This window comes from Streptomyces sp. CA-251387, from assembly GCF_050936625.1.
GTDB lineage: Bacteria > Actinomycetota > Actinomycetes > Streptomycetales > Streptomycetaceae > Streptomyces.
Map to the genome: position 1 here is coordinate 9,062,871 of NZ_JBNJMJ010000001.1, position 23,744 is coordinate 9,086,614.

20 protein-coding genes and 4 pseudogenes are annotated in these 23,744 nt (G+C 70.1%); 9 read left to right on the top strand and 15 right to left on the bottom strand.

Annotation, left to right across the window (positions count from 1 at the left end):
• Positions 1 to 112: 112 nt before the first annotated feature.
• On the bottom strand, positions 113 to 1,444 hold the full coding sequence (locus ACQEV2_RS40400; protein WP_433053574.1) for a cytochrome P450: 1,332 nt from the start codon (positions 1,442 to 1,444) through the stop codon (positions 113 to 115).
• Positions 1,445 to 1,747: 303 nt separating this feature from the next.
• On the bottom strand, positions 1,748 to 2,170 hold the full coding sequence (locus tag ACQEV2_RS40405) for a hypothetical protein (protein WP_433053577.1): 423 nt from the start codon (positions 2,168 to 2,170) through the stop codon (positions 1,748 to 1,750).
• Between the two features lie 316 nt (positions 2,171 to 2,486).
• On the opposite strand from ACQEV2_RS40405, the gene ACQEV2_RS40410 reads away from it, so the two are divergent.
• The 3 genes from ACQEV2_RS40410 to cpt all read left to right on the top strand — a co-directional run bounded on the left by ACQEV2_RS40410 (position 2,487) and on the right by cpt (position 4,949).
• On the top strand, positions 2,487 to 3,638 hold the full coding sequence (locus ACQEV2_RS40410; RefSeq protein ID WP_433053580.1) for a sensor histidine kinase: 1,152 nt from the start codon (positions 2,487 to 2,489) through the stop codon (positions 3,636 to 3,638).
• On the top strand, positions 3,635 to 4,291 hold the full coding sequence (locus ACQEV2_RS40415) for a response regulator (protein ID WP_433053583.1): 657 nt from the start codon (positions 3,635 to 3,637) through the stop codon (positions 4,289 to 4,291). The genes ACQEV2_RS40410 and ACQEV2_RS40415 overlap by 4 nt, the downstream gene beginning before the upstream one ends.
• A gap of 124 nt (positions 4,292 to 4,415) precedes the next feature.
• The gene (gene cpt, locus ACQEV2_RS40420; protein WP_433053586.1) at positions 4,416 to 4,949 is read left to right on the top strand and encodes a chloramphenicol phosphotransferase CPT; all 534 of its coding nucleotides are present in this window, start codon (positions 4,416 to 4,418) and stop codon (positions 4,947 to 4,949) included.
• Between the two features lie 10 nt (positions 4,950 to 4,959).
• Here the strand turns inward: cpt and ACQEV2_RS40425 are convergent.
• The 5 genes and pseudogenes from ACQEV2_RS40425 to ACQEV2_RS40445 form a co-directional block, all read right to left on the bottom strand.
• Positions 4,960 to 5,286: pseudogene (locus tag ACQEV2_RS40425) on the bottom strand (alcohol dehydrogenase); the annotation flags it as partial.
• A 222-nt stretch (positions 5,287 to 5,508) separates the two neighbouring features.
• Positions 5,509 to 6,003 (bottom strand): peptidylprolyl isomerase, encoded by a 495-nt coding sequence (locus ACQEV2_RS40430; protein WP_433053589.1) that lies wholly within the window; start codon positions 6,001 to 6,003, stop codon positions 5,509 to 5,511.
• 287 nt (positions 6,004 to 6,290) lie between these two features.
• Positions 6,291 to 6,980, bottom strand: a complete 690-nt coding sequence (locus ACQEV2_RS40435) for a GAF and ANTAR domain-containing protein (RefSeq protein ID WP_433055169.1) — start codon at positions 6,978 to 6,980, stop codon at positions 6,291 to 6,293.
• 399 nt (positions 6,981 to 7,379) lie between these two features.
• Positions 7,380 to 8,524 (bottom strand): annotated as a pseudogene (locus tag ACQEV2_RS40440) (RNA polymerase sigma factor).
• Entirely contained in the window at positions 8,517 to 8,939 is a 423-nt protein-coding gene (locus ACQEV2_RS40445; RefSeq protein WP_433053592.1) for a YciI family protein, read from the bottom strand. The pseudogene ACQEV2_RS40440 and the gene ACQEV2_RS40445 overlap by 8 nt, the downstream one beginning before the upstream one ends.
• Positions 8,940 to 9,216: 277 nt before the next feature.
• On the opposite strand from ACQEV2_RS40445, the gene ACQEV2_RS40450 reads away from it, so the two are divergent.
• The gene (locus tag ACQEV2_RS40450; protein WP_433053595.1) at positions 9,217 to 9,957 is read left to right on the top strand and encodes a class I SAM-dependent methyltransferase; all 741 of its coding nucleotides are present in this window, start codon (positions 9,217 to 9,219) and stop codon (positions 9,955 to 9,957) included.
• Positions 9,958 to 10,032: 75 nt separating this feature from the next.
• Here the strand turns inward: ACQEV2_RS40450 and ACQEV2_RS40455 are convergent, their stop codons facing one another.
• From ACQEV2_RS40455 to ACQEV2_RS40485, 7 genes are all read right to left on the bottom strand, one after another.
• On the bottom strand, positions 10,033 to 11,319 hold the full coding sequence (locus ACQEV2_RS40455; protein WP_433053598.1) for a phosphatase PAP2 family protein: 1,287 nt from the start codon (positions 11,317 to 11,319) through the stop codon (positions 10,033 to 10,035).
• Positions 11,320 to 11,784: 465 nt separating this feature from the next.
• Entirely contained in the window at positions 11,785 to 12,060 is a 276-nt protein-coding gene (locus ACQEV2_RS40460; protein WP_433053601.1) for a hypothetical protein, read from the bottom strand.
• Between the two features lie 163 nt (positions 12,061 to 12,223).
• On the bottom strand, positions 12,224 to 13,942 hold the full coding sequence (locus ACQEV2_RS40465; protein ID WP_433053604.1) for an ATP-binding cassette domain-containing protein: 1,719 nt from the start codon (positions 13,940 to 13,942) through the stop codon (positions 12,224 to 12,226).
• Positions 13,939 to 15,129 (bottom strand): DUF1611 domain-containing protein, encoded by a 1,191-nt coding sequence (locus ACQEV2_RS40470; RefSeq protein WP_433053607.1) that lies wholly within the window; start codon positions 15,127 to 15,129, stop codon positions 13,939 to 13,941. Before ACQEV2_RS40470 ends, ACQEV2_RS40465 begins: the two co-directional genes overlap by 4 nt.
• Positions 15,130 to 15,786: 657 nt before the next feature.
• On the bottom strand, positions 15,787 to 16,866 hold the full coding sequence (locus tag ACQEV2_RS40475) for a hypothetical protein (protein ID WP_433053610.1): 1,080 nt from the start codon (positions 16,864 to 16,866) through the stop codon (positions 15,787 to 15,789).
• A gap of 866 nt (positions 16,867 to 17,732) precedes the next feature.
• A complete protein-coding gene (locus ACQEV2_RS40480) occupies positions 17,733 to 18,374 on the bottom strand; it encodes a response regulator (protein ID WP_433053613.1) in 642 nt (213 codons plus the stop codon).
• The gene (locus ACQEV2_RS40485; protein WP_433053616.1) at positions 18,371 to 19,576 is read right to left on the bottom strand and encodes a sensor histidine kinase; all 1,206 of its coding nucleotides are present in this window, start codon (positions 19,574 to 19,576) and stop codon (positions 18,371 to 18,373) included. The genes ACQEV2_RS40480 and ACQEV2_RS40485 overlap by 4 nt, the downstream gene beginning before the upstream one ends.
• Positions 19,577 to 19,819: 243 nt before the next feature.
• On the opposite strand from ACQEV2_RS40485, the gene ACQEV2_RS40490 reads away from it, so the two are divergent.
• From ACQEV2_RS40490 to ACQEV2_RS40505, 4 genes and pseudogenes are all read left to right on the top strand, one after another.
• A complete protein-coding gene (locus tag ACQEV2_RS40490; RefSeq protein ID WP_433055172.1) occupies positions 19,820 to 20,380 on the top strand; it encodes a GlcG/HbpS family heme-binding protein in 561 nt (186 codons plus the stop codon).
• Between the two features lie 98 nt (positions 20,381 to 20,478).
• Positions 20,479 to 21,078: a DinB family protein gene (locus tag ACQEV2_RS40495; protein ID WP_433053619.1), complete on the top strand. Its 600-nt coding sequence runs from the start codon at positions 20,479 to 20,481 to the stop codon at positions 21,076 to 21,078.
• Positions 21,079 to 21,148: 70 nt separating this feature from the next.
• Positions 21,149 to 21,422 (top strand): annotated as a pseudogene (locus ACQEV2_RS40500) (threonine dehydratase); the annotation flags it as partial.
• 105 nt (positions 21,423 to 21,527) lie between these two features.
• On the top strand, positions 21,528 to 21,917 hold the full coding sequence (locus tag ACQEV2_RS40505; RefSeq protein WP_433053622.1) for a hypothetical protein: 390 nt from the start codon (positions 21,528 to 21,530) through the stop codon (positions 21,915 to 21,917).
• A gap of 123 nt (positions 21,918 to 22,040) precedes the next feature.
• Here ACQEV2_RS40505 and tnpA read toward each other — a convergent pair.
• A pseudogene (gene tnpA / locus ACQEV2_RS40510) lies at positions 22,041 to 22,458 on the bottom strand (IS200/IS605 family transposase).
• Between the two features lie 25 nt (positions 22,459 to 22,483).
• Between tnpA and ACQEV2_RS40515 the strand changes: the two are divergent.
• Positions 22,484 to 23,707 (top strand): RNA-guided endonuclease InsQ/TnpB family protein, encoded by a 1,224-nt coding sequence (locus ACQEV2_RS40515; RefSeq protein ID WP_433053624.1) that lies wholly within the window; start codon positions 22,484 to 22,486, stop codon positions 23,705 to 23,707.
• Positions 23,708 to 23,744 lie beyond the last annotated feature (37 nt).

Consider the following 23,744-nt stretch of genomic DNA (forward strand, 5'->3'; position numbering starts at 1 on the left):
GTCCTTCGAAGAGCCTGACCTGACGACGTCGCTGTCCCCGAGCGTGCCGATCTCGTAGATCCGCGGCTGCGGGCGGCCTCGATGGCGGAGCATGGCACGACGCTCTTGCGCTTCAGGTGACCGCAGGCTCCAAGGTTGCGGGCGTGGCGCCGACGGGGCGGACGGTGATGCCGTACTTCGCGCTCGTGGGAGTGGAGGAGAAGGTCACGGTGTGGGCCGGCAGCAGGTGTTCGAGGAGGACGGTCGACTCGCGGAGCGCGAACTGCAGTCCCAGGCAGGCGCGGGGGCCGATGCCGAAGGGGAGGTAGGCGCCCGGGTGGGCGGGGCGGCCGCCCGGGGTGAGGAAGCGCCGCGGGTCGAACTGCTCCGGGTCCGGCCACAGTTCCGGATCGCGGTGGGTGAGGTACGGGCAGACCAGGATGTCGGTGCCCGCTTCGACGGCGTAGCCGGCGAGGGTGTCGTCCTCGGCGGCGTGGCGGGGCAGGAGCCAGGCCGACGGGTAGAGCCGGAGCGTCTCGTGGACGAGCGCCTGGATGGCCTGGCGGCGTTGCTGCGAGCCTTCGTCTCCGGCGGCCAGTGCCTGTTCGCGGGCGGCCGGGTTCCGGTCGAGCAGCAGGTAGAGCCAGGTCAGGGTGGTGGCGGTGGTCTCGTGCCCCGCCGCGAGCAGCGTGACCAGTTCGTCGCGGATCAGCTGGTCGGTGTACTCGGGGCGCTCGGCGGCGGCCTCGGTGAGGACGTGCAGCAGGCCCGGACCGTCGGGCCCGGCCGCCCCGCTGCGGGCGGCCTCGATGGCGCGCCGGGCGACCGTGTCGATCCGGGCGAGATCGGCGGCGACGGCGTCCCGGGCCTCGTCGGTATCGGCGGGCAGCGTCGGCAGGGCGGAGCCTACGGCTTCCACGGCCTCCAGCTCGCGCGCTGTCGCGTCGTCCAGAGGGTGCCCGGTGAGAGAGCGCCAGATGGCGTCCAGGGCGAAGCGGTGCATCTCCCGCCCGATGTCCAGGGTCTGCCCGGTACGGCCGTACGCCTCCCAGCGCTTGGCGGTGATCCGCGCCGCCTCGGTGATCCGCTGTTCGTAGCGGCGCATCCCGGTGCCGGTGAACTGGGACTGCAGCAAGCGGCGTTGGCGCTGCCACGCCTCGCCGGTGGCGGCGATGACACCGTCGCCGACGAGCAGGCGGGCGCGGTGGGAGCGCTTGACGTACCGCTCCGGCATGCGGGCGAGTACGTGCTGGATCGCCTGTGGACCGGTGACGAGGACGGTGAGCGCCGGCCCGAGGCGGAACCCGGCGACGCCGCCGAGCTGCTCGCGCACCTGGGACAGCAGCTCGACCAGTTCACCTCGCGTCGAACGCCACCGCTTCACGAGCTCGGGATCGGCGGTGGGGACCGGTCGCGTGGCTCCGGGAACGTGCGGGGGCGAATCGAGACTGGCTTCGGCGTCCATGCTCCGAACTGTACGGGCGTAGGCACCAGTTGGTGGCAACACGCCAGGGGACTGTCACTCTCCGGAGTGGCAGGGATCCCAGGGGTCGACATCGACGTGCATCGCCGGACCGTACCCTTGCGTCCCGTCCGGTGACTTGGAGAAGCCGAGCTGTGGAGCTCAGGAGCGCCAGAAGGAGGACAACGCCCGCACGGCCTCGTGTCCGGAAGACACGGACGTGTGCGGGCGTTCCCCCGGCTGAAGGGGCTTTGAGGACACGGCCTGTGATCAGGTGGCCGCAGCCCCTCATCGAGCCTCAGGTCGTCAGTAGTCGATCAGGCCCGAGGCGCGGCTCGTTCCTGCGAACTGCAAGAAGAACTTGGTGCCGTCGAGCACGTCCGTGGCAGCCAACCCCCACCTGCCGGCCTTCAGCGTCCGCCAGCTGTTGCAGTTCCAGCCCGATCCCTGCTTGAAGCAGGTCCTGACACTGCGGTCCGCGTCCAGCTTGAGGTTGATGTCCTTACACCTCGGGGTGGTCGTTGCGTAGGTTCCCCTGGCGGGCCAGAACGCGGGGTCATTCGCGCCGGTACCGGGCCAACTGGTGAAACGCGGCGCGTTCTCCGTGCAGGCTCGCGCTGCGCTGATGGGTGTGTCCGAAGCAGTGGCCGGTCCTGCCGTCGCGGCGATCATGCCGCTTCCGAGCAGCACGGCAGATGCCGTCAACGATACGATCTTGTGCTTTCGCACGGTGTTCCCCCTGTCTCATCACGGGTGGTGCGGTCAGCACAGGAAGCTACGGACAGAGCCACTCGTGTCGCGTCCCGCGGACGTATGACCTTCCGCTCCACCCCACGCGTCAGCGGGTAAACCGCGACGGTAGCCGGTGGTGGATCATCCAACGAGCGCGGTAGCGGCGCGGGACTGCGAGATGGATGCTTCCGAGCTCCCGGACGGCCGCCGGTCCCGGTGCGGGGCAGGACGGTGACCACATGAGGACGTGCAACTTCCGTGGTACCGCGGGAGTTTGACGCCCATCCGCCAGGGCGGGCCTTACGCTGCTGCGATGCGGATCCGCCCCCTCGCCGTCGACGCGCTGATCGCGGCGGCGCTGACCAGTGTGGCCGTGCTGCTCGGACCGGAGGCAGCGCGCCAGGGGCAGCATCCGCTCGACGTGACCGCCTATGCGCTGGTCGTCCTGGTCCACCTGCCGCTCGTCCTCCGCGGCCGGGCCCCTGTCGTGGTCTGCTGCCTCGTGCACGCGACCTGGCTGGTGTACATCACCGCCGGCTACTGGGCCGTCGTGTGCAGCTTCGGCCCCATGCTCGCCGTCTACACCGTCGCCTCCCTGCGAGCGCCGCGCGTCTCCGTCCCCTGCGCCGCGCTGATGGGCGGGGTCTGGATCTATGCGGGCGCGGTGAGTCACACCGACGGGTGGCCGTCGGTCGTCGGGCAGGCCGTGGTCTATCCGGCGGTGCTATGGCGGTTCGGCGTCGTCGCCCGTCGCTCCGCCGAGCTGACCCGGCAGCTGCGCCGGGAACAGGCCGAGCGGGCCCGGCGCGAGGTGGCCGAGGAACGCGGCCGGATCGCCCGCGAACTGCACGACGTGGTCGCCCATCACATGTCCGTCATCTCCGTGCAGACCGGCCTCGCCCGGTTCGTCTTCGACACCGACCACCGGACCGCCCGTACCGCACTCGACACCATCGACGCCGCCGGCAAGGAGGCCCTCGAAGAGCTACGCCGCATGCTCACGGTGCTGCGCGCCGCCGACGACGGCGCCCCGGCCGGCCCGATGCCGGGCCTGGCCCGCCTCGACGAGATGGCCGAACGCGTCCGCACCGGCGGTGTCCCGGTGGTCCTGACCGTCGAGGGCACTCCGCGCCCGCTCGCCCCCGGAGTGGAACTGTGCGCCTACCGGGTCGTGCAGGAGGCCCTCACCAACGTCCTGAAACACGCGCCCGGCGCCAGGGCGGAAGTACGGCTGAGGTATGACCCGCATCACGTGACTGTTTCGGTCACGGACGACGGAGAGGGGGTGATTCCGGACAGAGTACGGAGCGACGGCGGGCATGGCTTGCTGGGCATGCGCGAGCGGGCCAAGCTCTACGGCGGGCAGATCAGCATCGGCCCGCAGGAGCAAGGCGGCTTCGCCGTGCGGCTGACCCTGCCGACCTCCGCGCGGGCCGCAGGGCAGGGGGACGACGCCACCACATGACCACCGTGCTCGTCGTGGACGACCAGTTCCTCATCCGGGCCGGACTGGTGGGACTACTGCGCGCCGCACCCGGCATCGAGGTGGCCGGCGAGGCCTGCGACGGCGCGGAGGCCGTGGCGCTGGCCGCCGAGACCGCGCCCGACGTGATCCTGATGGACATCCGGATGCCCGGCATGAACGGCATCGAAGCCACCGAACGCATCCTCGCCCAGGCCGCCGAGTCCCCGCCCCGGATCCTGGTGCTGACCACCTTCGACCTCGACGAGTACGTGTACGGGGCGCTGCGCGCCGGAGCCTCCGGGTTTCTGCTCAAGGACTCCGGCCCCGAACGGCTGCTCGCCGCCGTGGCCGCGGTCGCCAGTGGTGACGCGCTCTTCACGCCCAGCGTCACCCGCCGCCTCGTCGAGGCGTACGCCCGCCAGACCGCCAACGAACAGCCGGCGGACCTGGACGCGTTGACCTCCCGTGAGCTGGAGGTCCTGAAGCTGATCGCACGTGGCCTGTCCAACCCGGAGATCGCCGACCGTCTCTACATCAGCGAAGCGACCGTCAAGACCCACCTCAACCGCACGATGACCAAGCTGGACCTGGACAGCAGGGCACAGGCCGTCGTGGTGGCGTACGAATCAGGACTCGTCACCCCCGGCGGATAGCCGCCGCGCGCTGCACCGTCAACCCTCACGCACCTCGCCGCTCTCACCCGCACGAGTCGGCCCCCTCGCAATGGACGCCGAAAATCGCTTCGTGCCGCATGGAGAACGTCTCTACTGTGACGCGGTGACGACTCAAGTGATCATTCTCAACGGCGGCTCCAGCTCAGGGAAGTCAGGGATCGTACGGTGTCTGCAACACGTACTGCCCGACCCGTGGCTGGCGTTCGGGTGCGACTCGTTCGTCGACGCCCTGCCCGCGAAGATGCACGGGTCGAACGAGGGGATCGTGTTCGCGCCCGATGGCCACGTGAGCGTCGGGGCGGAGTTCATGGCGGCGCAGACGGCGTGGACGGAGGGCGTCCTGGCGATGGCGCGTGCAGGCGCCAGGATCATCATCGACGACGTCTTCCTGGGCGGAGGGGCCTCCCAGCAGCGGTGGCAGGAGGCATTGGGCGCACTGCCGGTGCTGTGGGTCGGCGTCAGATGTGAGCGAACGGTCGCGGCGGGCCGCGAGATCGCCCGAGGAGATCGCATCCAGGGGATGGCCGCACTGCAGGCGGATGTGGTGCACCAAGGGGTGTCCTACGACGTGGAGGTGGACACCACGCACACGGAGTCCCTCACCTGCGCGCACACCATCGCCGCCCACGCCAAGTGATCGCGGACAGTCACTTGGAGGGCAACCGGCCCGCCCGCTCCGGGGCAGCGTGATCGAACCGGGGGTTCACCTGGATCTTCGGCCCGGGCCCGGCACCCTCCGGACGCTCACCCGCAAGCACCACACCGACCTCGTCCAGGCCCACGGTCGCTGCGACCAGAGGCCTGGGATCGACCGCTCCGGACGCGTAGGCCCGGATGGTGGCGTCCAGGCCGGGAGAGGCGGACAGGATGCCCACCGCTGTCACGTCCTTCAGCGCGAGGGCACGGGTGTCGAGCCTGCTGGGCCGGCCGGCGAGCCCGACGTACACGACGCGGCCGGCCGGTTCGACCAAATCATCACGCTGGACGTCGAGACCCGCCGCATCGACGTCGATGTACGGCCGACGAACTGGCGCGCAGACAGCCCGGCGAGGCCACCGTCACCGCTTACGACAACCCCCGGCGTGGCTGGGAACGCCTCTACGTCGAAAAGGCGCAGGTCCACCGGGCGCGCTCGTCGCTCGCCCGGTGGACCTGCTGTATGGCTGCGGCGAGGCAGCCGAACATGGTGGAGGCCGTCAGGCGACGACGCCGCAGTCCTCGATGACGATCTTCTTGCTCGTCGTGCCCGAGCGGCTACCCAGGGCCTCGATCGCCTTGACGACGTCCTCGCCCTCGACGACCTCGCCGAAGACGACGTGCTTGCCGTCCAGCCACGGCGTCACGATGGTGGTGATGAAGAACTGCGAGCCGTTGGTGCCCGGGCCCGCGTTCGCCATGCTGAGCAGGAACGGCCTGTCGTGCTTCAGCTGGAAGTTCTCGTCCGCGAACTTCTCACCGTAGATGCTCTTGCCGCCGGTGCCGTTGCCGTGGGTGAAGTCACCGCCCTGCAGCATGAACTCCGGGATGACCCGGTGGAAGGGCGAACCCTTGTATCCGAACCCGTGCTGACCGGTCGCCAGCTCACGGAAATTGCGTGCGGTCTTGGGTACCACGTCGTCGAACAGCCGGAAGACGATGCGGCCGAGGTCCTCGCCATTGGCCGAGACCTTGAAAAACACGTTCTCACTCATGGCGACGATTCTGCACAACAGTCGCGGCCAGGTCGAACAGGCCCGGCGTGGCGGGGGCTCCGGCTGGGCATCGAGCGGGGCGTGGTGGGCCTGGGGCCGTCCGCGGTGTCGCCGCTTCCGGCGGGCCGGGCCGGTGGGCCGAACACCGGGTTCGCCGAGCTGCGTGAAAGTGGTGTGGGTGGGGACTTGGCGTTCAGGCGGGGTCAGCGGCGTATCCCTTGGGGGCTGGCCCGGCCAGGCTCCTCTGGTTCAGACCTCGAGCCGGGGGAGCCGCCCCGTGTGGTGGGTCAGGACAGGCTGCCGCGCTCGCAGATCATGCGGGCGACTTCGCGGAGTTTGATGTTGTGGTCCTGCGAGTAGCGGCGCAGTACGTCCCACGCCTGCTCTTCGGTGAGGTGGTGGCTGCCCATGAGGATGCCCATGGCCTCGCCGATCAGGTGGCGGGTGGCGACGGCGTGTTCCATCTGGGCGTGTGTGCGGGCGCTGGAGAAGGCGACCGCGGCATGCGAGGCGAGCAGCCAGCCGGCCAGCTCGCCGGCCTCGGTGAAGGCGCCCGGCTTGCGGGAGTAGAGGTTCAGCGCGCCGAGGTCTTCGTCCTCGGTGTACAGCAGAAAGCCCATCATGCTGCCCACGCCCAGCTGGTGGGCTCGGGGAGCGAAGGCGGGCCAGCGGTGCTGCTCCCGGGTGAAGTCCGCGATGCGAAAGACCCGCTCCCCCTCCTTGGTGCGGGCGGCATCGAAGCACGGTCCCTCGCGGAACCGCCCCTGCAGCCGGTCGCTGTCGACGACCAGGTCATGGGTGGGCGCCAGCGTCTGCACCTGGTTGCCGTGCAGCACCAGAATTCCGGCCGCTTCACAGCCCTCCACCAGCTCGACGGCCGAGCCCGTGATCCGCTCCAGGGTGGCATCGACCGACTCCTGTGCCAGAAGATCCCGCGCCATCGACGCCATCTGCTGGGCGAACCGAGCCCAGTCCATCTCCTCCACCGCCTCTCGGCCCGCTCCGGTCAGACCGCCTACCCAGCATTCCACGCAGGGCTCGCTGCGGGTGGGGACTGGCCCGCGTCGGCGGCGGGTGAAAGAAGGGTCGCCGTCGGCGTCACCGGACCGCCGTACCAGGCACAGCCCTGGCCCGATGGCGTGTCCCGGCTGCCGCATGGGCATGGGCCCCGTACGGCCCGGAGCCGCCTACTCGCCGACCACTGGGATCCAGGCGCTCGGTGAGAGCGCCCCCAGGGCGTTCCGGGCCGCGGAGCGCGATCTGCTTGCGGACGTCTTCCCCACCGGGACGGTGCAGGAGCGCTGCGTGTCAGCCTGGCTGGTGCCGTGCCGTGCCGTGCCGTGCCGTGCCCTGGATCAGGTCAGCTTCACGTCCTGTCAGCGCCTCCGGCGGGAGTTGAGCCGGGCGGCCTGGCGCATCAGGTAGTCGCGCTCGGCCAGGTTGGGTGCCTTTCGGGCCGCCTCGGCGTACAGCCGCGCGGCCGTCGCCGGATCGCCGTCGCGTTCATGGAGGTACGCCGCCACCGCCGCGTGGCGGGGGAGCGAGTCGTCCAGCGCCGCGAGCTCCGCCAGCCCGGCGCGGGGTCCGTCGGCCTCACCGACGGCCACCGCGCGGTTGAGCCGGACGACCGGGCTGTCGGTCAGGCGCACCAGCTCGTCGTACCACTCGACGATCTGTACCCAGTCCGTCTCTTCGGCGGTGGGCGCGTCGGCGTGGAGTGCCGCGATGGCGGCCTGGGCCTGGAACTCGCCGAGCCGGTCGCGGGCGAGGGCCGCCTGCAGAATGCCGACGCCCTCGGCGATCATCTTGGTGTCCCACCGGCCGCGGTCCTGTTCGGCGAGCGGCACCAGGCTGCCGTCGGGCGCGGTCCGGGCGGCCCGCCGGGCGTGGTGGAGCAGCATGAGCGCGAGCAGCCCCGCCACCTCGGGATGGTCGATGACGGCCGCCAGCTGCCGGGTGAGCCGGATGGCCTCGGCCGCGAGGTCGACGTCACCGGAGTAACCCTCGTTGAAGACCAGGTAGAGGACGCGCAGCACGGTGGCGACGTCGCCGGGCTGGTCGAACCGCACGCCGGAGACGGTGCGCTTGGCCCGGCTGATGCGCTGCGCCATGGTCGCCTCGGGCACCAGGTAGGCCTGGGCGATCTGGCGGGTGGTGAGTCCGCCGACCGCGCGCAGCGTGAGCGCGACCGCGGACGACGGCGTCAGCGACGGGTGGGCGCACAGGAAGTAGAGCTGGAGCGTGTCGTCCACGGAGGGCGCGGGACCGGGGGCAGGCTCCTCGTCCACGCGGTCCTCACGTCGCCGGCGGGAGGCGTCCGCCCGGGCCTGGTCGAGGAACTTGCGCCAGGCAACGGTGACCAGCCAGCCCTTCGCATCCCGCGGGGGTCGGCCGGCCAGACGCGGACCGCCTCGACCAGGGCGTCCTGCACGGCGTCCTCGGCCGCCGCGAAGTCGGCTCCGCGGCGGACGAGGACGGTGAGCACGCCTGGCGTGAGGCTTCTGACCAGCGCCTCATCCACCGGCGTGGCAGTCCGTGACGGTGGGCGACGCGGCGAGGAACGGGCGCAGCTCGAGCCACTCGTGGATCGGTTTCCCGCCCGCGCCGGGGGCGGCCGACAGCTCCCCGGCCAGCTCGACGGCGCGCTCGTAGCTGTCGACGTCGATGACCATCCAGCCGGCGATGAGGTCCTTGGTCTCGGCGAAGGGGCCGTCGGTGACCGGCGGGCGGCCCTCACCGTCGTACCGGACCCAGGCCCCCTCGGGGGCGAGCGCCTGACCGTCGACGTACTCGCCGGTCTTCTCGAGCCGGGCCGCGAAGTCCTGCATGTACTGCACGTGCGCCGAGATCTCCTCCGGCGTCCACTGGTCCATGGGTACGTCGTTCACCGCGGCCGGAGCGCCACGGTAGTGCTTGAGCAGCAAGTACTTGGCCATCGTGCTTCTCCTCGGTCCTGGTGCGACCCATTGTGGTCGCGTTCACCCCTGGGACGGAGCCGGCCACGAGTTCTCGACATCGCCGTCCGAATTTTTTGGGGCCGCCCCGTGCGCCCGCTCGTAGAGGAGACCGGGGCGGTGTCCGGATCTTCGTGGCTTCTGCCAGTACGACGGTCCGCCGGGGGGCCGGAAGACTGCCCGCCAGAGGCCGCGGCGTGCCCCGGACCAGGGGGGGCCGAGGCCAAGGACGTGACGGAGCACAGGGGAGGACGACACGATGAGCGTGCAGCAGTACGACGAGATCGGTGAGGCGTTCGAGGGCTTCAAGTCTTTGCCGCTGACGCGGTATGCGGAGGTGCCCGGCTTCCTGGCCATGGTCGGGGATGTGCGCGGCAAGTCGGTGCTCGACCTGGCCTCCGGCACCGGCTTCTACAGCAGGGAGTTCAAGCGGCGCGGCGCCACCGAGGTGCTCGGCATCGACATCTCCGGTGAAATGGTCGCCGCCGCCCGGAAATTGGAGGAGTACAACCCGCTGGGTGTGCGCTACGAGGTGGGCGATGTGTCGGAACTGCGGCCTCTCGGGCGGCGGTTCGACGTCGCCGCGGGAGTCCAGCTGCTCAACTACGCGCGGGACATCGCCGACATGGAGCGGATGTGCCGCAACGTGCACCGGAGCCTGGCGCCCGGCGCCGAGTTCTTCGTGCTCGCCCAGTCACCCGACTACCGCCCCGACGTGCCGTCCTTGGAGAAGTACGGCTTCCGCTGCGAGCCGACGGGTGAGGAGACCGAGACCGGACCGCGCTTCCGGGTCACGGCGCTGCTCGACCCGCCGATCAGCATCACCGTCGCCGCCCCGCGCCGCGCGGTGTACGAGGAGTCCCTGCGGGCGGCCGGATTCAACGAGCTGACCTGGGTCCCGCTGGAGGTGTCCGACGCCGGCCTGCGCGAGTACGGCGCCGACTTCTGGGCGGACTTCCGCGCCAACCCCCCGCTGGAGATGCTGCGCTGCCGGGCCTGACGACCGACCGGATGCGGCGCCCGTGGCCGAGGGGACTGCGACGGTCTCGCCGGGGCCACGGGCGCACACGCGGACTCAAGTGACGGGTTCGGGCTGCGGTTCCGGCTGCAGGGCCGGTGCGGTCTTCGGTTCCCACGTTTTGGAGATCCGTACGTAGCTGTAGATCACTGAGGCCATCGCCAGAAGGAGAACGGGACCGAATACCCAAGGATGTTCGGCCATCTCCATCGGCAGATAGCGATAGGACACCAAGAGAGCAGCGAAGACCGTTGCGCCGTAGCTGACCAGTTGGATTCCTGACCGGTCCCAGCCACGATCCTGCGAGCGCAGTGCTGCATCGATCGTGAGCACGAACACCACGCCGGCAACGAGATCCACGCCGTAGTGGTACCCGAATCCCAGCGTTGCGCCGAGCGTGGCGATCAGCCAGAACGTGCCTGCGAACCGGAGAATGCGCGGGCCCTTGCGGGTGTGAATGAAGATCGCCGTGGCCCAGGCTGTGTGCAGGCTGGGCATGCAGTTGCGGGGGGTGATCTCGTCGAATGGAATCGGGTGCGGGGCAGTGATCGGCGGGGCCGTCTCCGGCCAGACATTGGCCGCCGCCCAGTGCCCGCCGTCGCTGCCGTAGGCGAAGATCGGTCCGACCACCGGGAAGATCATGTAGACGGCCGGACCGAGGAGACCGATCACCAGAAAGGTGCGCACCAGATGATGGCCCGGGAAGCGGCGCTCGACCGCCACGGTGCGCAGCTGGTACAGCGCGACGACGACCGCGGCCACCGCAAGCTGGACGTAGACGTAGTCGAGAACATGGGCGCCGATCGGACCGGTGGCCCTGACCATCCGGCCCACCAGCCACGACGGGTTGCCCAGCGCCTGATCGGCGGTTGCCACGTACGGGTCGAGCACGGTCGGGCGGGTCTTCGCGGTGATGAGCAGCCAGGTGTCGCCGGTCTTGCGGCCGGCCACCAGCAGCAGGGCCAGCCCGACGCCCTTCAGCAGCAGGACACGCTCCCGGCCGGTGCGGCGGGTGACAGCGATGACCGCACAGCCCAGAATCACCCACAACGCGCCATTGCCGAAAGGGTGTCCTTCGGTCACCTTGACGTCGGCCGCCCACCGCACCAACAAGAAGGTGACGTCGATGCCGACCGCTGCACCAGCCGCGACGAATCGTTGCCGCGGGGTGAGCACCACCATCATCAATGCCATACTGGCGTACAACAGAAAGCCAGATTTGGGAGGGAATATCACCTCTCGCACCTGGAGAGTGATCGGCCCCGGCAGGCCGTAGCGGCGCGCGGCGATCTCCAGCGCGACGAGGAACCCGAGGGTCGTCACACCCGCCGCGGCCCACAGCATCACCCGTGGTTGACGCCACGCGGCGAACGGTATTCCGCACTTTATTCGAGAAAAGACCCGCGATGATATAGGTATCAATTGTTTGGCCGATTTGTTAGTTGTTAGCTACATAGCTCACTCCTCGTGCCGGATGGCATGGTTTTCCGGTGTAAGCCGGGCGATGAGGGCACTCGTCGTGAGGCCGATCATGTTATCGGAGCGGTGCAAGTGGTTTTTGCTGGTCACGGTGGTGCGCGGCGCCACGGCGGGCATCGAGGGCCTCACGGGTTTCTCAGTGGCTCCGAGCGGCGCACAGTGCCGTCAACCGGCAGCCCGGGCGAGGGAGTTGGCGTCCGTGGAGTGCGAGCCCAGCCGCAAGCCCACCCTGACCGGCGCATCGATGAAGATCGAGCCGGTCACCGGATGGTCGAGGCCCGAGGGGATCGCCGGGACGCACAGCCGATCGCGTTATGGCAGGGTTTGCGCCTACGTATGGCGCACGACGTGGTAGATCGTCTCTGAAACCGGCGCAGGGTGAGGCGTGTTGTGCCAGCCGATCTCCTCGGCACGCTGCACGATGGCTCGGCGGGCGGCTGCCGCAGCCGCTTCGTCCTCGAAGAAGGCGACGGACAACCCATTGCCCGTGGCCGGGTCGACGAGATGGTACGCCCCGTGGACGCCGGGAACCCCGGCTGCCGCCTCAAGCACCCACTCCCGATCGTCATCCGGCATCGGCTCCCACACCGCTACTCGCGCGATCATGCTTCCTCCTCCGTGGCGTGCCAAGGGCCTGTCAGCGGGTCTGTTCCTCGCTGAGGTTCTCCACGAGGCCGGAGCTGCTCTCTCAACCCCCCGAGGTGCCTGGCGCCGGCACACGGCCGCACCTTAGTCCGCCGGCTCGCGCGGAGACAGAGGCCAAGCTGGGCTAATCCATCTCCGGCTCCAGGCCGGGATGCACGGGCTCCTTGATCTGCCGCGGCCGCTCATGGACCGTGAGTCTGCCGTCGTCGATTCTCCAGAGCACGTCCGCGCGCGCGGCGAGCTTGGGCTCGTCGGTGACGTAGATGACGGTGCCCGGATACCGTTCGAACAGACGCTCCATCAGGTCGGCGCCGACCGGTCCTTCCGACCTGGCCTCGTCCAGCAGCAGGACCCGGGGGCCGCTGGCCAGCGCCCGTACCATCGCCACCTGATAGCGCAGGGCCATGGAAAGGCCGTGCCCGCCTTCGCCCACCCGGGTGCGCAGACCGTGGGGGAGCAGCTCGGCCAGGGCCTGTATGTGCTCCTCGGCGGCCCTCTCGGCCGCGTCCGGTGATTCACCGAGCCGCAGGTTCGTGCCCACGCTGCCGCGCAGCAAAGGCAGTTCGGGGCTGGTCAGCCTGATCACCCGCCGTACCGATTCGGGATCGTGCCGGGCCAGGTTCTGGCCGTCCAGCAGCACGGAGCCCGCGTCCGGATCCTGCAGCCGCGCGATGAGGCGAAGCAGCAGCGACTTTCCCGAGCCCGGAGGTCCCTGCAGCACGATCCGCTGCCCAGGCCAGGCGACGGCCGATGCGTCCAGGACACCCTTCACGCGCAGCCCCGCGAGTTCCAGCCGTCCCGGCCCGTCCGCGAGCGGTTCGGCTCGGGGGGCCCTGCCCAGTGGTGCCGGAGCCGAGAGGACCTCGGAAATGCGCCGCCGCGCCACGCGCGACTGCTGCCAGTGCTCCTGCACACGGACCAGTGACGACAGGGGCCCGCCGAGGAAGTTCGCCACCGTCAGCAGCGAGGCGAGGGTCTCCCAGGTGGCGCCCGTCACCAGCCCCACAGTGACCACGATCAGCAGGATCCCGATGCCGCACGCCTCGGCCGTCGCCGACATCGCTCCGGTGAGACGGGCCTGGCACACCATGGCGCGACCGTACTCACGGCTGCGCCGCCGCATGACCCGGCGCTCCTGCTCGACCCGTCCGAGGGACTGCAGGACGGCGGTGTGCGCGACCCGTTCGTTGACGAAGGCGGCAAGCTTGCCGTTGTGCCGCCTGGTCTCCCGTACGCGTTCGCGCAACCGCCGCCCGAACAGCGCGAGTGCGGCCGCGGCCAGGAGGACCAGCGCCGCCGAAAGCGCACCGATGACCGGCGAGATGACGGTCAGTATGGCGATCGCACACGCGACGAACACCCCGTCCACCAGAAGCGGTGCCACACCCTTGCTGATCCACAGCCGGAGGGCGGAAGCATCACCGGTGAAGCGGAGCACGGTCACGCCGACCGTGCGCCGGAAGGGTCCCCCCGCCTCGCTTCCGGCGACGTGGTCGAAGAGGCGCATTCTGACGCTGTGCACATAGCTCTGGGCCAACCGTTCCGCGAGCGGTTCGCCCGCCGCCCTGAACAGCACGGTCGCGCAGGCCGACGTGGCGAGCCCGACGGCCAGCGTGGTCGGCGCGTAACCGGCGACGTGCGTATAGATGGCGCTGCGGTCGTGGCCGGTCGCGATCTCCCCGCCGTGCGTGATGCGGTAGGCCGCGCCATGCACCAGGAGGGCGAAGCCGACCACGCAGACCGCCTGCCCGAAACCGGCGAGCACCAACAGGAGCAGCAGCCGGCGCCGCACACCGCCGAGTGTGTGCGGCATCCGGACGCGGCGCCGCCTCGCTGCGGTCACGCCACTGTTTCCGCCGTCAGGGGGCCGCTGTAGTCCGCCAGCCGACTGTGCTCCTGCGGCAGCCCACTGTGGTCCGTCAGTTGACTGCCGACCTCCGCCAGCCCACTGCCGTCCCCTACGAGGGCCCCACCCGTGACGGCGCTCGAGAGCAGCTGATGGGCGACGGACGGATCGGCCATGGCAGCCGCTTCGTACACCGGGACGTCCACGCCGGTCACCGCTTCGGCCACGGCCAGCGGAGAGGACGTCAGCACCCCGCTCAGGGCCACGACGGGAAGTCCCTCCTCCTGCAGCAGCCGTACGCCCGCCACCGCGCTGACCGAATCACCGGCCGCGAACACGATGCTGTCCACGCTGGCTCGGAATTCCGGTGTCCGCATCAGCGCTGCCGTCTCCCTCTGCAGGATCCCGTCCGCGACTTCCAGCACGATGGCCTCCGCCTGGTGACTCGTCAGATCCGTGACAGCGCTGCGCAGAATGCGAATCACCTGCGGCATCGGCTGCTGGTAGGTGCTGGGGAAGCCCAGGTCGGTGAAGTCGATGACCCGTGACGCGCCCGCGTCGGCCATCAGTGTCGGATCCCCGGGCGCACCGGTGCCGGTCACCTTGGCCGCGCCGACCCGGCGGCCGGCCAGGCTGAGGCCGCGGATGAGGGCGGCGGCCACGGTCGTCTTGCCCGCGTTCATCGATGTGCCGAGTACGGCGATGGTGCGCGGGCGGGGAGCGAGGGCCGGCACCACCGGCCGGGCCAGGCGGGCAAGGTCGATGACTTCGCCGTGCTCGTCGGCCAGCCGGCCAAGTGGCTCCACCCGGGTGGGGGATTTCATCCTGGAGTGGGAGGACACGACCCTCCCCGCTATGCCGCCTCCGGCGACCAGGTCACAGGGTCCGAGGTCGTCCGGGACCTCCGCCTCGAACTGGTCAGGGGCGTAGCGTGCGCCGTAGGCGACGACGATCCTGTCGCCGACGAACAGCCGATTGCGCTTGCCGTGTACTTGTCCGAGGAATTTGTGCTGGCCGATTCCGGTGACCTGGCACAGCACCAGTTCGCCCGCCCGCGGAGGCTTGTCCTCCCGGCTCAGCCCCAGTGGTCTGGTGCTGCCGTAGCCGAGCTCGACAAGGCGGCGAGCCGTATAGGAAACCTTCGCCACCTCATCGGCGGAGGCATTGAACCGCACGCACTGCATCGATTTCTCCTTACCCCGTCGTCCCGCGGAGCACCAGCATCCGCCGCGTTCGCAGACTGCGCACTCCGACTACCGGCATCCGCCGCAATCTGGAACTCCTGACGGATGACGACCCACTGGAACGGGTTCAGGCCGTCCGGCTGTGCACCGACGACTTGGTCGGAAGAGCGCCTTTTGGAGGACGTTGCCCTCCTCGGCCTGACCGCGCGACAGGTATCCCAAGCCGCGCGCGCTCGGTACGCGACGACGGCAGTCGGGCCCATCGCCGAGGCCGATGCACCACGGCCCGACCCCGATCGCGTCACCCAGGCGGTCGTGCGGATGGCCGCCAACGCGGCGCACCACACGGGGCCGGAGGACATCACCCGGCTCGGATCGGCCAGACGCGTGGACGACGTCCTCCGGATCGTGGGAACGGTGCTTCCGCTCGTCCAGATCCTCAGTCAGGTCCGGGGTCCGCGGACTGCACCCCGGCTCAGACCTTGTCGACGTCTACATTCCGTCAACTCCGGGTCAGGATCGGCCAGGAAGGATGCCCGGCAGAGCGCGGCGCAGGACACCGGTCGGCTCGTACTGAGGTCCGGCTGTCGGTCTGGCTATCGGTCCGGCTGTCCGTGGTGCCGGCGACCATGCGGGGGAGTCCTCAGGCTCTGTGCCTCAGGATTCAAGGCGTTCGGTGTATGCCTCGGTCGGCGGAGCCGGCGTGGGACTCGTCATCCCCACGGACCAGAACCCCGCTGTGCCGGGAACCGACGTCACGTCATTGAGGTACGGAGCCGGCGCCGCGCCGGCCGGGCCCCGAACGACGGCCCAGGCGCCGCCGTCCCGGCGCAGGTACGTACTGCGGCTCTGGTCCTGGTAGTTCCAGCCCGATATCCATGCGGCGCGGCCCTGCGCATCGCCCGCGATTCCGGTCAACGACCCGACGGTGAAGCCCGCGTCCACCCGGGTCCAGGCCGTGCCGTCCCAGTGGCTCAGGGCCGGGTTGCCGGGGCGGCCGGGTGGCCCGCCGACACCGGCCTCGGTGCCCACCGCCCAGACGTCGTCGGGACCGGCCGCGTGGAGGTCGGCGATGCCCAGACGCAGACCGGCGATCGGGGGTAACACCGTCCAGGCTCCGTCCCAGCGGGCCACAAGTCCGGACCATCCTCCGCCGTTCGACTGGTCACCGCTGACCCAGACCTCGCCCGGCGCGCGCAGTACGACCCGGTAGAGGTTCGCGCTCGCGACGGGCAGCGGGTCCAGCCATCGCCATTTTTGTCCGTCCCCCTGCAGCAGACGGGCGGCGCCGCCTCGGCTGCCACAGATCCACACGTGCCGGTCGGGGCCGACCGCCACGGAGTTGAGCCGGACGTCCGGTTCGCCCCTGCCCGGGAACGCGGCCTCGCGCCAGGTGGTTCCGTCCCAGCGCAGCAGCGGGCTGCCGTTCGCGGCAGGATGGCCCACACTCCACGCCGCGGTGGGGCAGACACCGGCGACGTCGGTCAACCGCGTGTGGCCGAGATGCGCCAGGTCGGTCTTCATCCACGCACTGCCGTTCCACAGCATCGCCAACGCCCGCCCCCGGGACGGCCCAGCCAGCCCCTCCTCACCCACGGCCCAGGCCAGTTGGGGCCCGGCAGCGGCGATACGGCGCAGCTGCGCGGCGGGAGTGCTGCCGGGCGCCGGCACGGCCTGCCAGCCTTGCGTTCCGGGCGCCGGTGCGTCGGCCCGGGACGGAACCGGGCCGAGCGCCATCCCCGCAACAGTGCCGATCGCCCCTGCCACAAATCGCCTTCGTCTCACTGCTGGATCCCTCCCGACGGATCGGTCGTATGAGGAGGGACCACCGTGAACCGGCGGACGCCGAAGGTCTAGATACTCATGTGACAAGTCCTGGACGGCGTCCCGGAAAGTCATCGAGCGCCTCGGGTTTGCTCAGGAGGCGGCGGGTTCCTGGAGCAGCGCACGCTCCGCGGGGTTGGCGATCAGGTCGAGTGCGAGCCGACCTGCGGTGCAGGCCTCGTCGGGACGTCCGAGCGCGCGCCAGGTCGGCGCGGGTGGCGTGGAACCGGTAGTAGGGGTCGAGCTCCGCGGTGGGGCCGTCCACTTCGGCCAGGACCACCAGCAGCGGTGGCCTGTGGCCCCTGTGTGTAGCGGACGGCGACGGCCCGGTGGAGCCGGGTGACGGGGAGGGGGCGAGGGGCAGCAGCATGTCGTACGGCAGCACGACCTGTTCCCAGTCGGGGTCCTCCCAACAGGCGGCGCTCCCTCCTCGAGCCGCACCAGAGTGCCCCGCGCGAGGCGGTCGCCCAGCTCCTCGTAGCTCGGGACGCAGTACGGGATCCCCGCCTCGGTGATCTTCTGCTTGGCGCGGTGATCCTCCCCCAGAGGGGGCACCCCCAGGCCACGGTGAACCCCCGGACCAGGAACACGCGGGCGATCTGCGCGGTGGTCAGCCCGCACACCCCCCGCAGCGTGAGGGCGATGTGCGCCTCCCACATCAGCGCCGGACGGCAGCACTCCCGCCTGCCACGTCCGCTGCCGCGCCCGTGCATCGATCCACCTGCCCCGACCGCACCGGCATGCAGTCGATCCACACAACCGGCATGGGCGGGCTGCCCTCACGGCAGCAGGCGCCGCTCCTTCGCTACGGCCACCGCGCCTGCGCGGGTGTCCACGCCGAGTTTGTCGTAGATGCGGCGCAGGTGCGTCTTGACCGTGGCCTCGCTGATGTACAGCGCGCGGGCGATGTCGCGGTTGCCGATACCGAGGGCGAGCTGGGCGAGGATGTCCCGTTCCCGGTCGGTGAGGGTGGGGCGGGGTTGGCGCAGGTTGGCCATGACGCGGCCGGCGACCGGTGCGGACAAGGCCGTACGTCCCTGCGCGGCGGCGTGGATCGCGGCGAAGAGCTCGTCGGGCCGCTCGGCCTTGAGCAGGTAACCGGTGGCGCCCGCCTCGATGGCGCGGGTGATGTCGGCGTCGGTGTCGTAGGTGGTCAGGACCAGGACGTGGACACCGGCGCCGGGGGAGGAGGTGAGGCGGCGCGTGGTCTCCACGCCGTCGATGCCCTCGCCCAGTTGCAGATCCATCAGCACCACGTCCGGGGCGAGTTGCGCGGCCAGCGCGAGCGCCTCCTCGCCGCTGCCGGCCTCACCGACGACCTCGATACCCGGGGCGCTGTCGAGCAGTGCGAGCAGCCCGGCCCGTACGACGGCGTGGTCGTCGCAGACCAGGATGCGCACGGGAGCGCGGTCGGGGGTCATCGGGGTGCCTCCAAGGGAACGGCGGCGGACACGACGGTGCCCTCGCCGGGCGTGGACTCTACGGTCAGGGTGCCGCCGAAGGGGCGCAGCCGGGCCCGCATGGCGGGCAGCCCGTGCCCGCGTTCCGAGCCGGGGGAGTCGGGCAGTGCGGCGGGGTCGAAGCCATGGCCGTCGTCGGAGACGTCCAGGACGACTTCGTCGTCGAGGAGCGTGAGGGTGAGGGTGGCGCTGCGGGCGCCGGAGTGCTCGCGGACATTGGCCAGGGCGCCCTGGGCGATGCGCAGCAGGGCGGCCTGGACGGGGGCGGGCAGCCGGGCGAGCCGACCGTCGCCGTCGATGTGGACGCGTACGGTGAGGTGCGCCCCGGACTCCCGCGCGGCCAGGGCGCGCAGTGCCTGATCGAGGCCTTCGCCGCGGGCCAGGTCCGCGGGGGCCAGGTCGTGCACGAAGCGCCGGGCCTCGGCGAGGTTGTGCTCGGCCACGGACGCGGCGGTGCGTACATGGGCGCGGGCCTTGTCCGGAGCGGTGTCCCACACCAGCTCCGCCGCCTGGAGCAGCATCTGCTGGCTGGACAGGCCCTGGGCGAGCGTGTCGTGGATCTCCATGGAGATCCGCTGGCGTTCGGCGAGGGTGCCCTCGCGGCGTTCGGCGGCGGCGAGTTCGTAACGGGCGCGGATCAGGTCGTCGATCAGGACACGCTGACGTGCGGTGTGCCGTTCCATCTGCAGGAAGACGGCGGCGGCGAGGGCGGCGACGGCGGGCGGCGCGAGGACCAGGTTGGGGTCGAAGCGTCCTGCGAGCTGCACCTGCGCCGCGACGACGAACACCGTCAGGACCGCCACGAGAAAGAGGGCCGCGCGCGGCGGCAGCATACGCAGACCGGTGTAGAAGAGGGGCACCGCGCACCAGGCGAAGCTGGGCGCCAGGACGACCAGTACCATCCACACCAACACAACCAGCGCCAGCCACGCCGTGTGCCGCCGACCGGGCCGCGCCCCCGGGTCCCCGATCCTGGGCCCCAGCAGATGCAGGACGGCGAGCACGACGCACAGCGCGATGATCCACGGACTGCGCGGCTCCCCGGGATGGCGCAGCAGGAACCGGGCCAGCGCTCCGCCGAGAAGCAGGAAGAACGCCGCGTGCATCACGACGCCGAGCCACCGGGCGTCCACGGTGCTCGGTTCGTACGACCGGTCCCCCATCCGGGGCCGCCTCCTTCCCCTCGCGGGCGCTGAACTGGGCAAACACCTCCATTGTGGCCCGCTGCGGGAGCCAGACAGGTCAACCGATCGGATGACCTCGGTGTCGTCCGTCGTGCGCCCCCGAGGCAGCCGGAACGCCGACCCCGCCGGCCCCGACCCGGGCCGAGGCTGGAGAGCGGACGAAGCGGGGCGGCAACCGGGCCGCCCGCCACCTGAGGAGTCGACCGACCCATGAACAGCCCCATGCCCAAGAAGTTCTCCCGCCGTGCCCGCGTCGCCACCGGTGGCGCCGTACTCGCCGTCGTCGCCCTCGCGGGCTTCGGCGCGGTGTCCGCGAACGCCTCGGCGCCCGCCACGACATCCGCCGCTGCCACCTCGGCCGACGCCCCGCCCCGGGCCACCACCACCTCCACCCACCTGACGATCGACGCCGCCACCAAGGCCGCGCAGGCCGCGCTGGACGCCGCCGAGAAGGAGAACCAGCGCGTCACGGTCGCCGTCGTCGACCGCAACGGCAACACGATCGTCACCCTGCGCGGCGACGGCGCCGGCCCGCAGTCCTACGAGTCCGCCCAGCGAAAGGCATTCACCGCGGCCGCCTGGAACGCCCCCACCTCCCAGCTCGCCGAGCGCCTGCAGCAGACCCCGAGCCTGAAGGACATCCCCGGCACCCTCTTCCTGGCCGGCGCCGTCCCCGTCACCGCCGACAACGCACCCATCGCCGGCATCGGCGTCGCGGGCGCTCCGTCCGGGGCACTGGACGAGAAGTTCGCGCAGGCGGGGGCGAACGCGGTGGCCCGCTAGCCACCTCTACGTGGATGCCGGCACTTCTGCGTCGCGAAGCAGCTACCTGATTGTTCTCCAGAACCCGGCTGTCAGTGCCGAGTGGCAGAGTGCCCGGCATGAACGAACCGAACCCGAAAGCGGACCTTCTCCGCTACCTGCAAGACGCGCGCGACGCCCTGGTGTGGAAGCTCGACGGGCTGTCGGAGTACGACATCCGCCGCCCGCTGACCCCGACGGGCACGAACTTGCTGGGGCTGGTCAAACATGTCGCCGGCGTGGAGCTGGGGTACTTCGGCGACACGTTCGGGCGGCCGTTCTTCGACGAGGAGCCGCCGCCCTGGTGGTACACAGAGGACGCAGAACCCAACTCGGACATGTGGGCCACCGCAGACGAGTCGCGCGAAGAGATCGTCGGGCTGTATCACCAGGCGTGGGAGCACTCCAACAACACGATCGCGACACTGATGCTCGACTCGATCGGTCACGTCCCATGGTGGCCGGCGGAACGACGAGAGGTGACCCTGCACCACATCCTGGTGCGCGTGATCTCCGATACCCAGCGGCACGCCGGACACGCCGACATCCTGCGGGAACTCATCGACGGAGCCGTCGGCTACTTGCAGGGCAACGACAACATGCCACCGGAAGATCAGGCATGGTGGGAGCGCCACCGGAGCCGACTGGAGCGTGTCGCGCGGGACGTCGGCAAGGGCTGATCTCACCTACCTGCCGGGCGCCGGGTTGAACCTGCACGACCATCCGCTCGCCGGCATCGCCTCCGAGGCACGCTGCCCCATCCCGGCCGCCCTGAACGACCTCGTCCTGGTCGGCCGACGGCGCCGTCCTGATTCAGGAGGCGTCGATCACCGCCGGTATGCGGATGCTCCTCGACCAACCGGCCTCGTCGTCGAACCGTCGACCGCGCTCGGCCTCGCGGTGATCCTCGAAGACCGTGACCGCTTCGCCGGCCGACACGTAGTCACCCTCGTGTGCGGCAGCAACGTCGGCCGTAGACGCGTATCACCGCTGGGCCAGTACGGCTCCCATCCACAGGTCTTGACGAGCCTCGTGGCCCCGCGGCCTCCCGGCTTGCCCAGCGCGGCCTGTCAGTGCCGCGCCATAGCCTGCCAGGCAGAGAGTGTTCCTGGAAACGATGGGGGTAATCGTGCGCAGGCCGGTCGCGGGCGAGGTTCATGTTCACTACGGCCAGATCTACGTCGAGAGCGATCCGGACAGCTTCGGCCCTGACCTCACGCAGGCGTTCGCCGGGCAGAGCGCCGGGTTGTGCGGGGCAGCGATACCCGGCGCGCTGTGGCTGCACACCGGGCTGCACACGGGAAACGTCGGCTTCACCGTCGAGGTGCATGACCACGCTCCGCCACTGGATCCGGCGTGGGAGGACGTTGTGGAGGTGTCCTTCCGCCCCGCCTCGACCAGGAGCGCTCTCGTGCAATGGGCGGGGGAGGCCTCCCAGGAGCTGGACCTGGAAGAGACCGACTACCGGGTCCGCTACCGGAGTTCATTCGCAGTGCATCGGCCTTCAGGCCGGTGGTGAAGCGAATCTGGCAGTGGCGAGGCGGAGCGTCGCAGCCTCAGGTCCGGCGGAGCCGGACACCGCGGTTCTTTGCCTGCGGCGCGGAGGGTCGCGGCGGCTGGTACCGGCGGAGCCGGGTGGTGCTCACACGGGCCGGTTCTGCTGTTCGATGTACTGCCTGACCACGGAGAGCGGGGCGCCGCCGACGGTTCCGGCGAAGTAGGACCCGGACCAGAGCCTGTTGGCCCGCCAATAGTGGCGCATCAGGTCGGGGAACTCCTGGCGGAGCCTTCGGGAGGAGACGCCCTTGAGGGAGTTGACCAGCTTGGTGACGGCGACCTTGGGCGGGAAGTTCACCAGCAGGTGGACGTGGTTGTCCTCACCGTTGAACTCCACCAGGTCGCACTCGAAGTCAGTACACACGGACCGCATGATCTCCTCCATCCGCCCTCAAGTGGGCATCGGTGAACACCTTGTGCCGGAACTTGGTAACGAAGACCAAGTGCACATGCATCACGAAAACACAGTGCCGACCAGTTCTGATGTCCTGCATCTCACCCATGATCCAAATATGTAGGGTGACGGCCATGCAGCTCAGGTACAGCTTTCGCCTGTACCCGGACACCGGCCAGCAGACCGCGTTGGCGAAGGCGTTCGGGTGCGCTCGTGTCGTGTTCAACGACGCGGTCCGCGCCCGTGAAGACGCCCGTAAGGCCGAGCAGCCGTTCCCGAAGGCCGGGGAGCTGTCCACGCGCCTGATCACCCAGGCCAAGCGGACAGCGGAACGGTCCTGGCTGGGTGAGGTCTCCGCGGTGGTGCTCCAGCAGTCCCTGCGGGACGCCGAGACCGCGTACCGCAACTTCTTCGCCTCCCTCAAGGGCACCCGCAAGGGCCCCAGAACAGGCCCGCCCCGCTTCAAGTCCCGCAAGGACACTCGGCAGTCGATCCGGTTCACCGCCAACGCCCGCTGGAACATCACCGACAGCGGCCGGCTGAACCTGCCGAAGATCGGCGCGGTGAAGGTGAAATGGTCCCGCACGCTGCCCACCACCCCCACCTCCGTCACCGTCATCAAGGACGCGGCGGGACGGTACTTCGCCTCCTTCGTCATCGACACCGACCCCGCCGCCGACGCGACACGGATGCCCGAAACCGACCGCACCATCGGCATCGATCTCGGCCTGACCCACTTCGCGGTCCTGTCCGACGGCACGAAGATTGACTCCCCGCGCTTCCTTCGGCGCGCGGAGAAGAAGCTGAAGAAAGCCCAGCAGGAGCTGTCTCGCAAGCAGAAGGGAAGCAAGAACCGCGCCAAGGCTCGCCTGAAGGTCGCCCGCGCCCACGACAAGGTCACCGACGCACGCCGCGAGTTCCACCACCAGCTCTCCACGAAGCTGATCTCCGAGAACCAAGGGATCGCAGTGGAGGACCTGTCGGTGGCGGGACTGGCCCGCACGAAGCTGGCCAAGTCCGTGCATGACGCCGGATGGTCATCGTTCATCAGCATGCTGGAGTACAAAGCAGAACGGTACGACCGCACCCTGGTCAAGATCGGCCGGTTCGAGCCGACCTCCCAGACCTGCTCGACCTGCGGCGTCAAGGACGGACCCAAACCCCTCAGCGTCCGGGAATGGACCTGTACCGCCTGCGGCACCGTCCATGACCGGGACACCAACGCCGCGATCAACGTGAAGACGGCCGCCGGACTGGCGGTATCGGCCTGCGGAGCGCCGGTAAGACCAGGAGCAATCCCGGCACAGCGCGAAGAAACAGGAAGCCACGGATTCCCGACCGAACCCCGTGCCGCGTAGCGGCACAGCAACGATCGAGAAGGCCAGAATCCTCGGG

Excerpts from the sequence above, each read along its gene's own strand:
- ACQEV2_RS40400 (WP_433053574.1), bottom strand. The coding sequence starts at position 1,444 with ATGGACGCCGAAGCCAGTCTCGATTCGCCCCCGCACGTTCCCGGAGCC.
- ACQEV2_RS40410 (WP_433053580.1), top strand. The coding sequence starts at position 2,487 with ATGCGGATCCGCCCCCTCGCCGTCGACGCGCTGATCGCGGCGGCGCTG.
- ACQEV2_RS40415 (WP_433053583.1), top strand. The coding sequence starts at position 3,635 with ATGACCACCGTGCTCGTCGTGGACGACCAGTTCCTCATCCGGGCCGGA.
- ACQEV2_RS40430 (WP_433053589.1), bottom strand. The coding sequence starts at position 6,003 with ATGAGTGAGAACGTGTTTTTCAAGGTCTCGGCCAATGGCGAGGACCTC.
- ACQEV2_RS40435 (WP_433055169.1), bottom strand. The coding sequence starts at position 6,980 with ATGGACTGGGCTCGGTTCGCCCAGCAGATGGCGTCGATGGCGCGGGAT.
- ACQEV2_RS40445 (WP_433053592.1), bottom strand. The coding sequence starts at position 8,939 with ATGGCCAAGTACTTGCTGCTCAAGCACTACCGTGGCGCTCCGGCCGCG.
- ACQEV2_RS40450 (WP_433053595.1), top strand. The coding sequence starts at position 9,217 with ATGAGCGTGCAGCAGTACGACGAGATCGGTGAGGCGTTCGAGGGCTTC.
- ACQEV2_RS40455 (WP_433053598.1), bottom strand. The coding sequence starts at position 11,319 with ATGCTGTGGGCCGCGGCGGGTGTGACGACCCTCGGGTTCCTCGTCGCG.
- ACQEV2_RS40460 (WP_433053601.1), bottom strand. The coding sequence starts at position 12,060 with ATGATCGCGCGAGTAGCGGTGTGGGAGCCGATGCCGGATGACGATCGG.
- ACQEV2_RS40470 (WP_433053607.1), bottom strand. The coding sequence starts at position 15,129 with ATGCAGTGCGTGCGGTTCAATGCCTCCGCCGATGAGGTGGCGAAGGTT.
- ACQEV2_RS40475 (WP_433053610.1), bottom strand. The coding sequence starts at position 16,866 with ATGGCGCTCGGCCCGGTTCCGTCCCGGGCCGACGCACCGGCGCCCGGA.
- ACQEV2_RS40480 (WP_433053613.1), bottom strand. The coding sequence starts at position 18,374 with ATGACCCCCGACCGCGCTCCCGTGCGCATCCTGGTCTGCGACGACCAC.
- ACQEV2_RS40485 (WP_433053616.1), bottom strand. The coding sequence starts at position 19,576 with ATGGGGGACCGGTCGTACGAACCGAGCACCGTGGACGCCCGGTGGCTC.
- ACQEV2_RS40490 (WP_433055172.1), top strand. The coding sequence starts at position 19,820 with ATGCCCAAGAAGTTCTCCCGCCGTGCCCGCGTCGCCACCGGTGGCGCC.
- ACQEV2_RS40495 (WP_433053619.1), top strand. The coding sequence starts at position 20,479 with ATGAACGAACCGAACCCGAAAGCGGACCTTCTCCGCTACCTGCAAGAC.
- ACQEV2_RS40515 (WP_433053624.1), top strand. The coding sequence starts at position 22,484 with ATGCAGCTCAGGTACAGCTTTCGCCTGTACCCGGACACCGGCCAGCAG.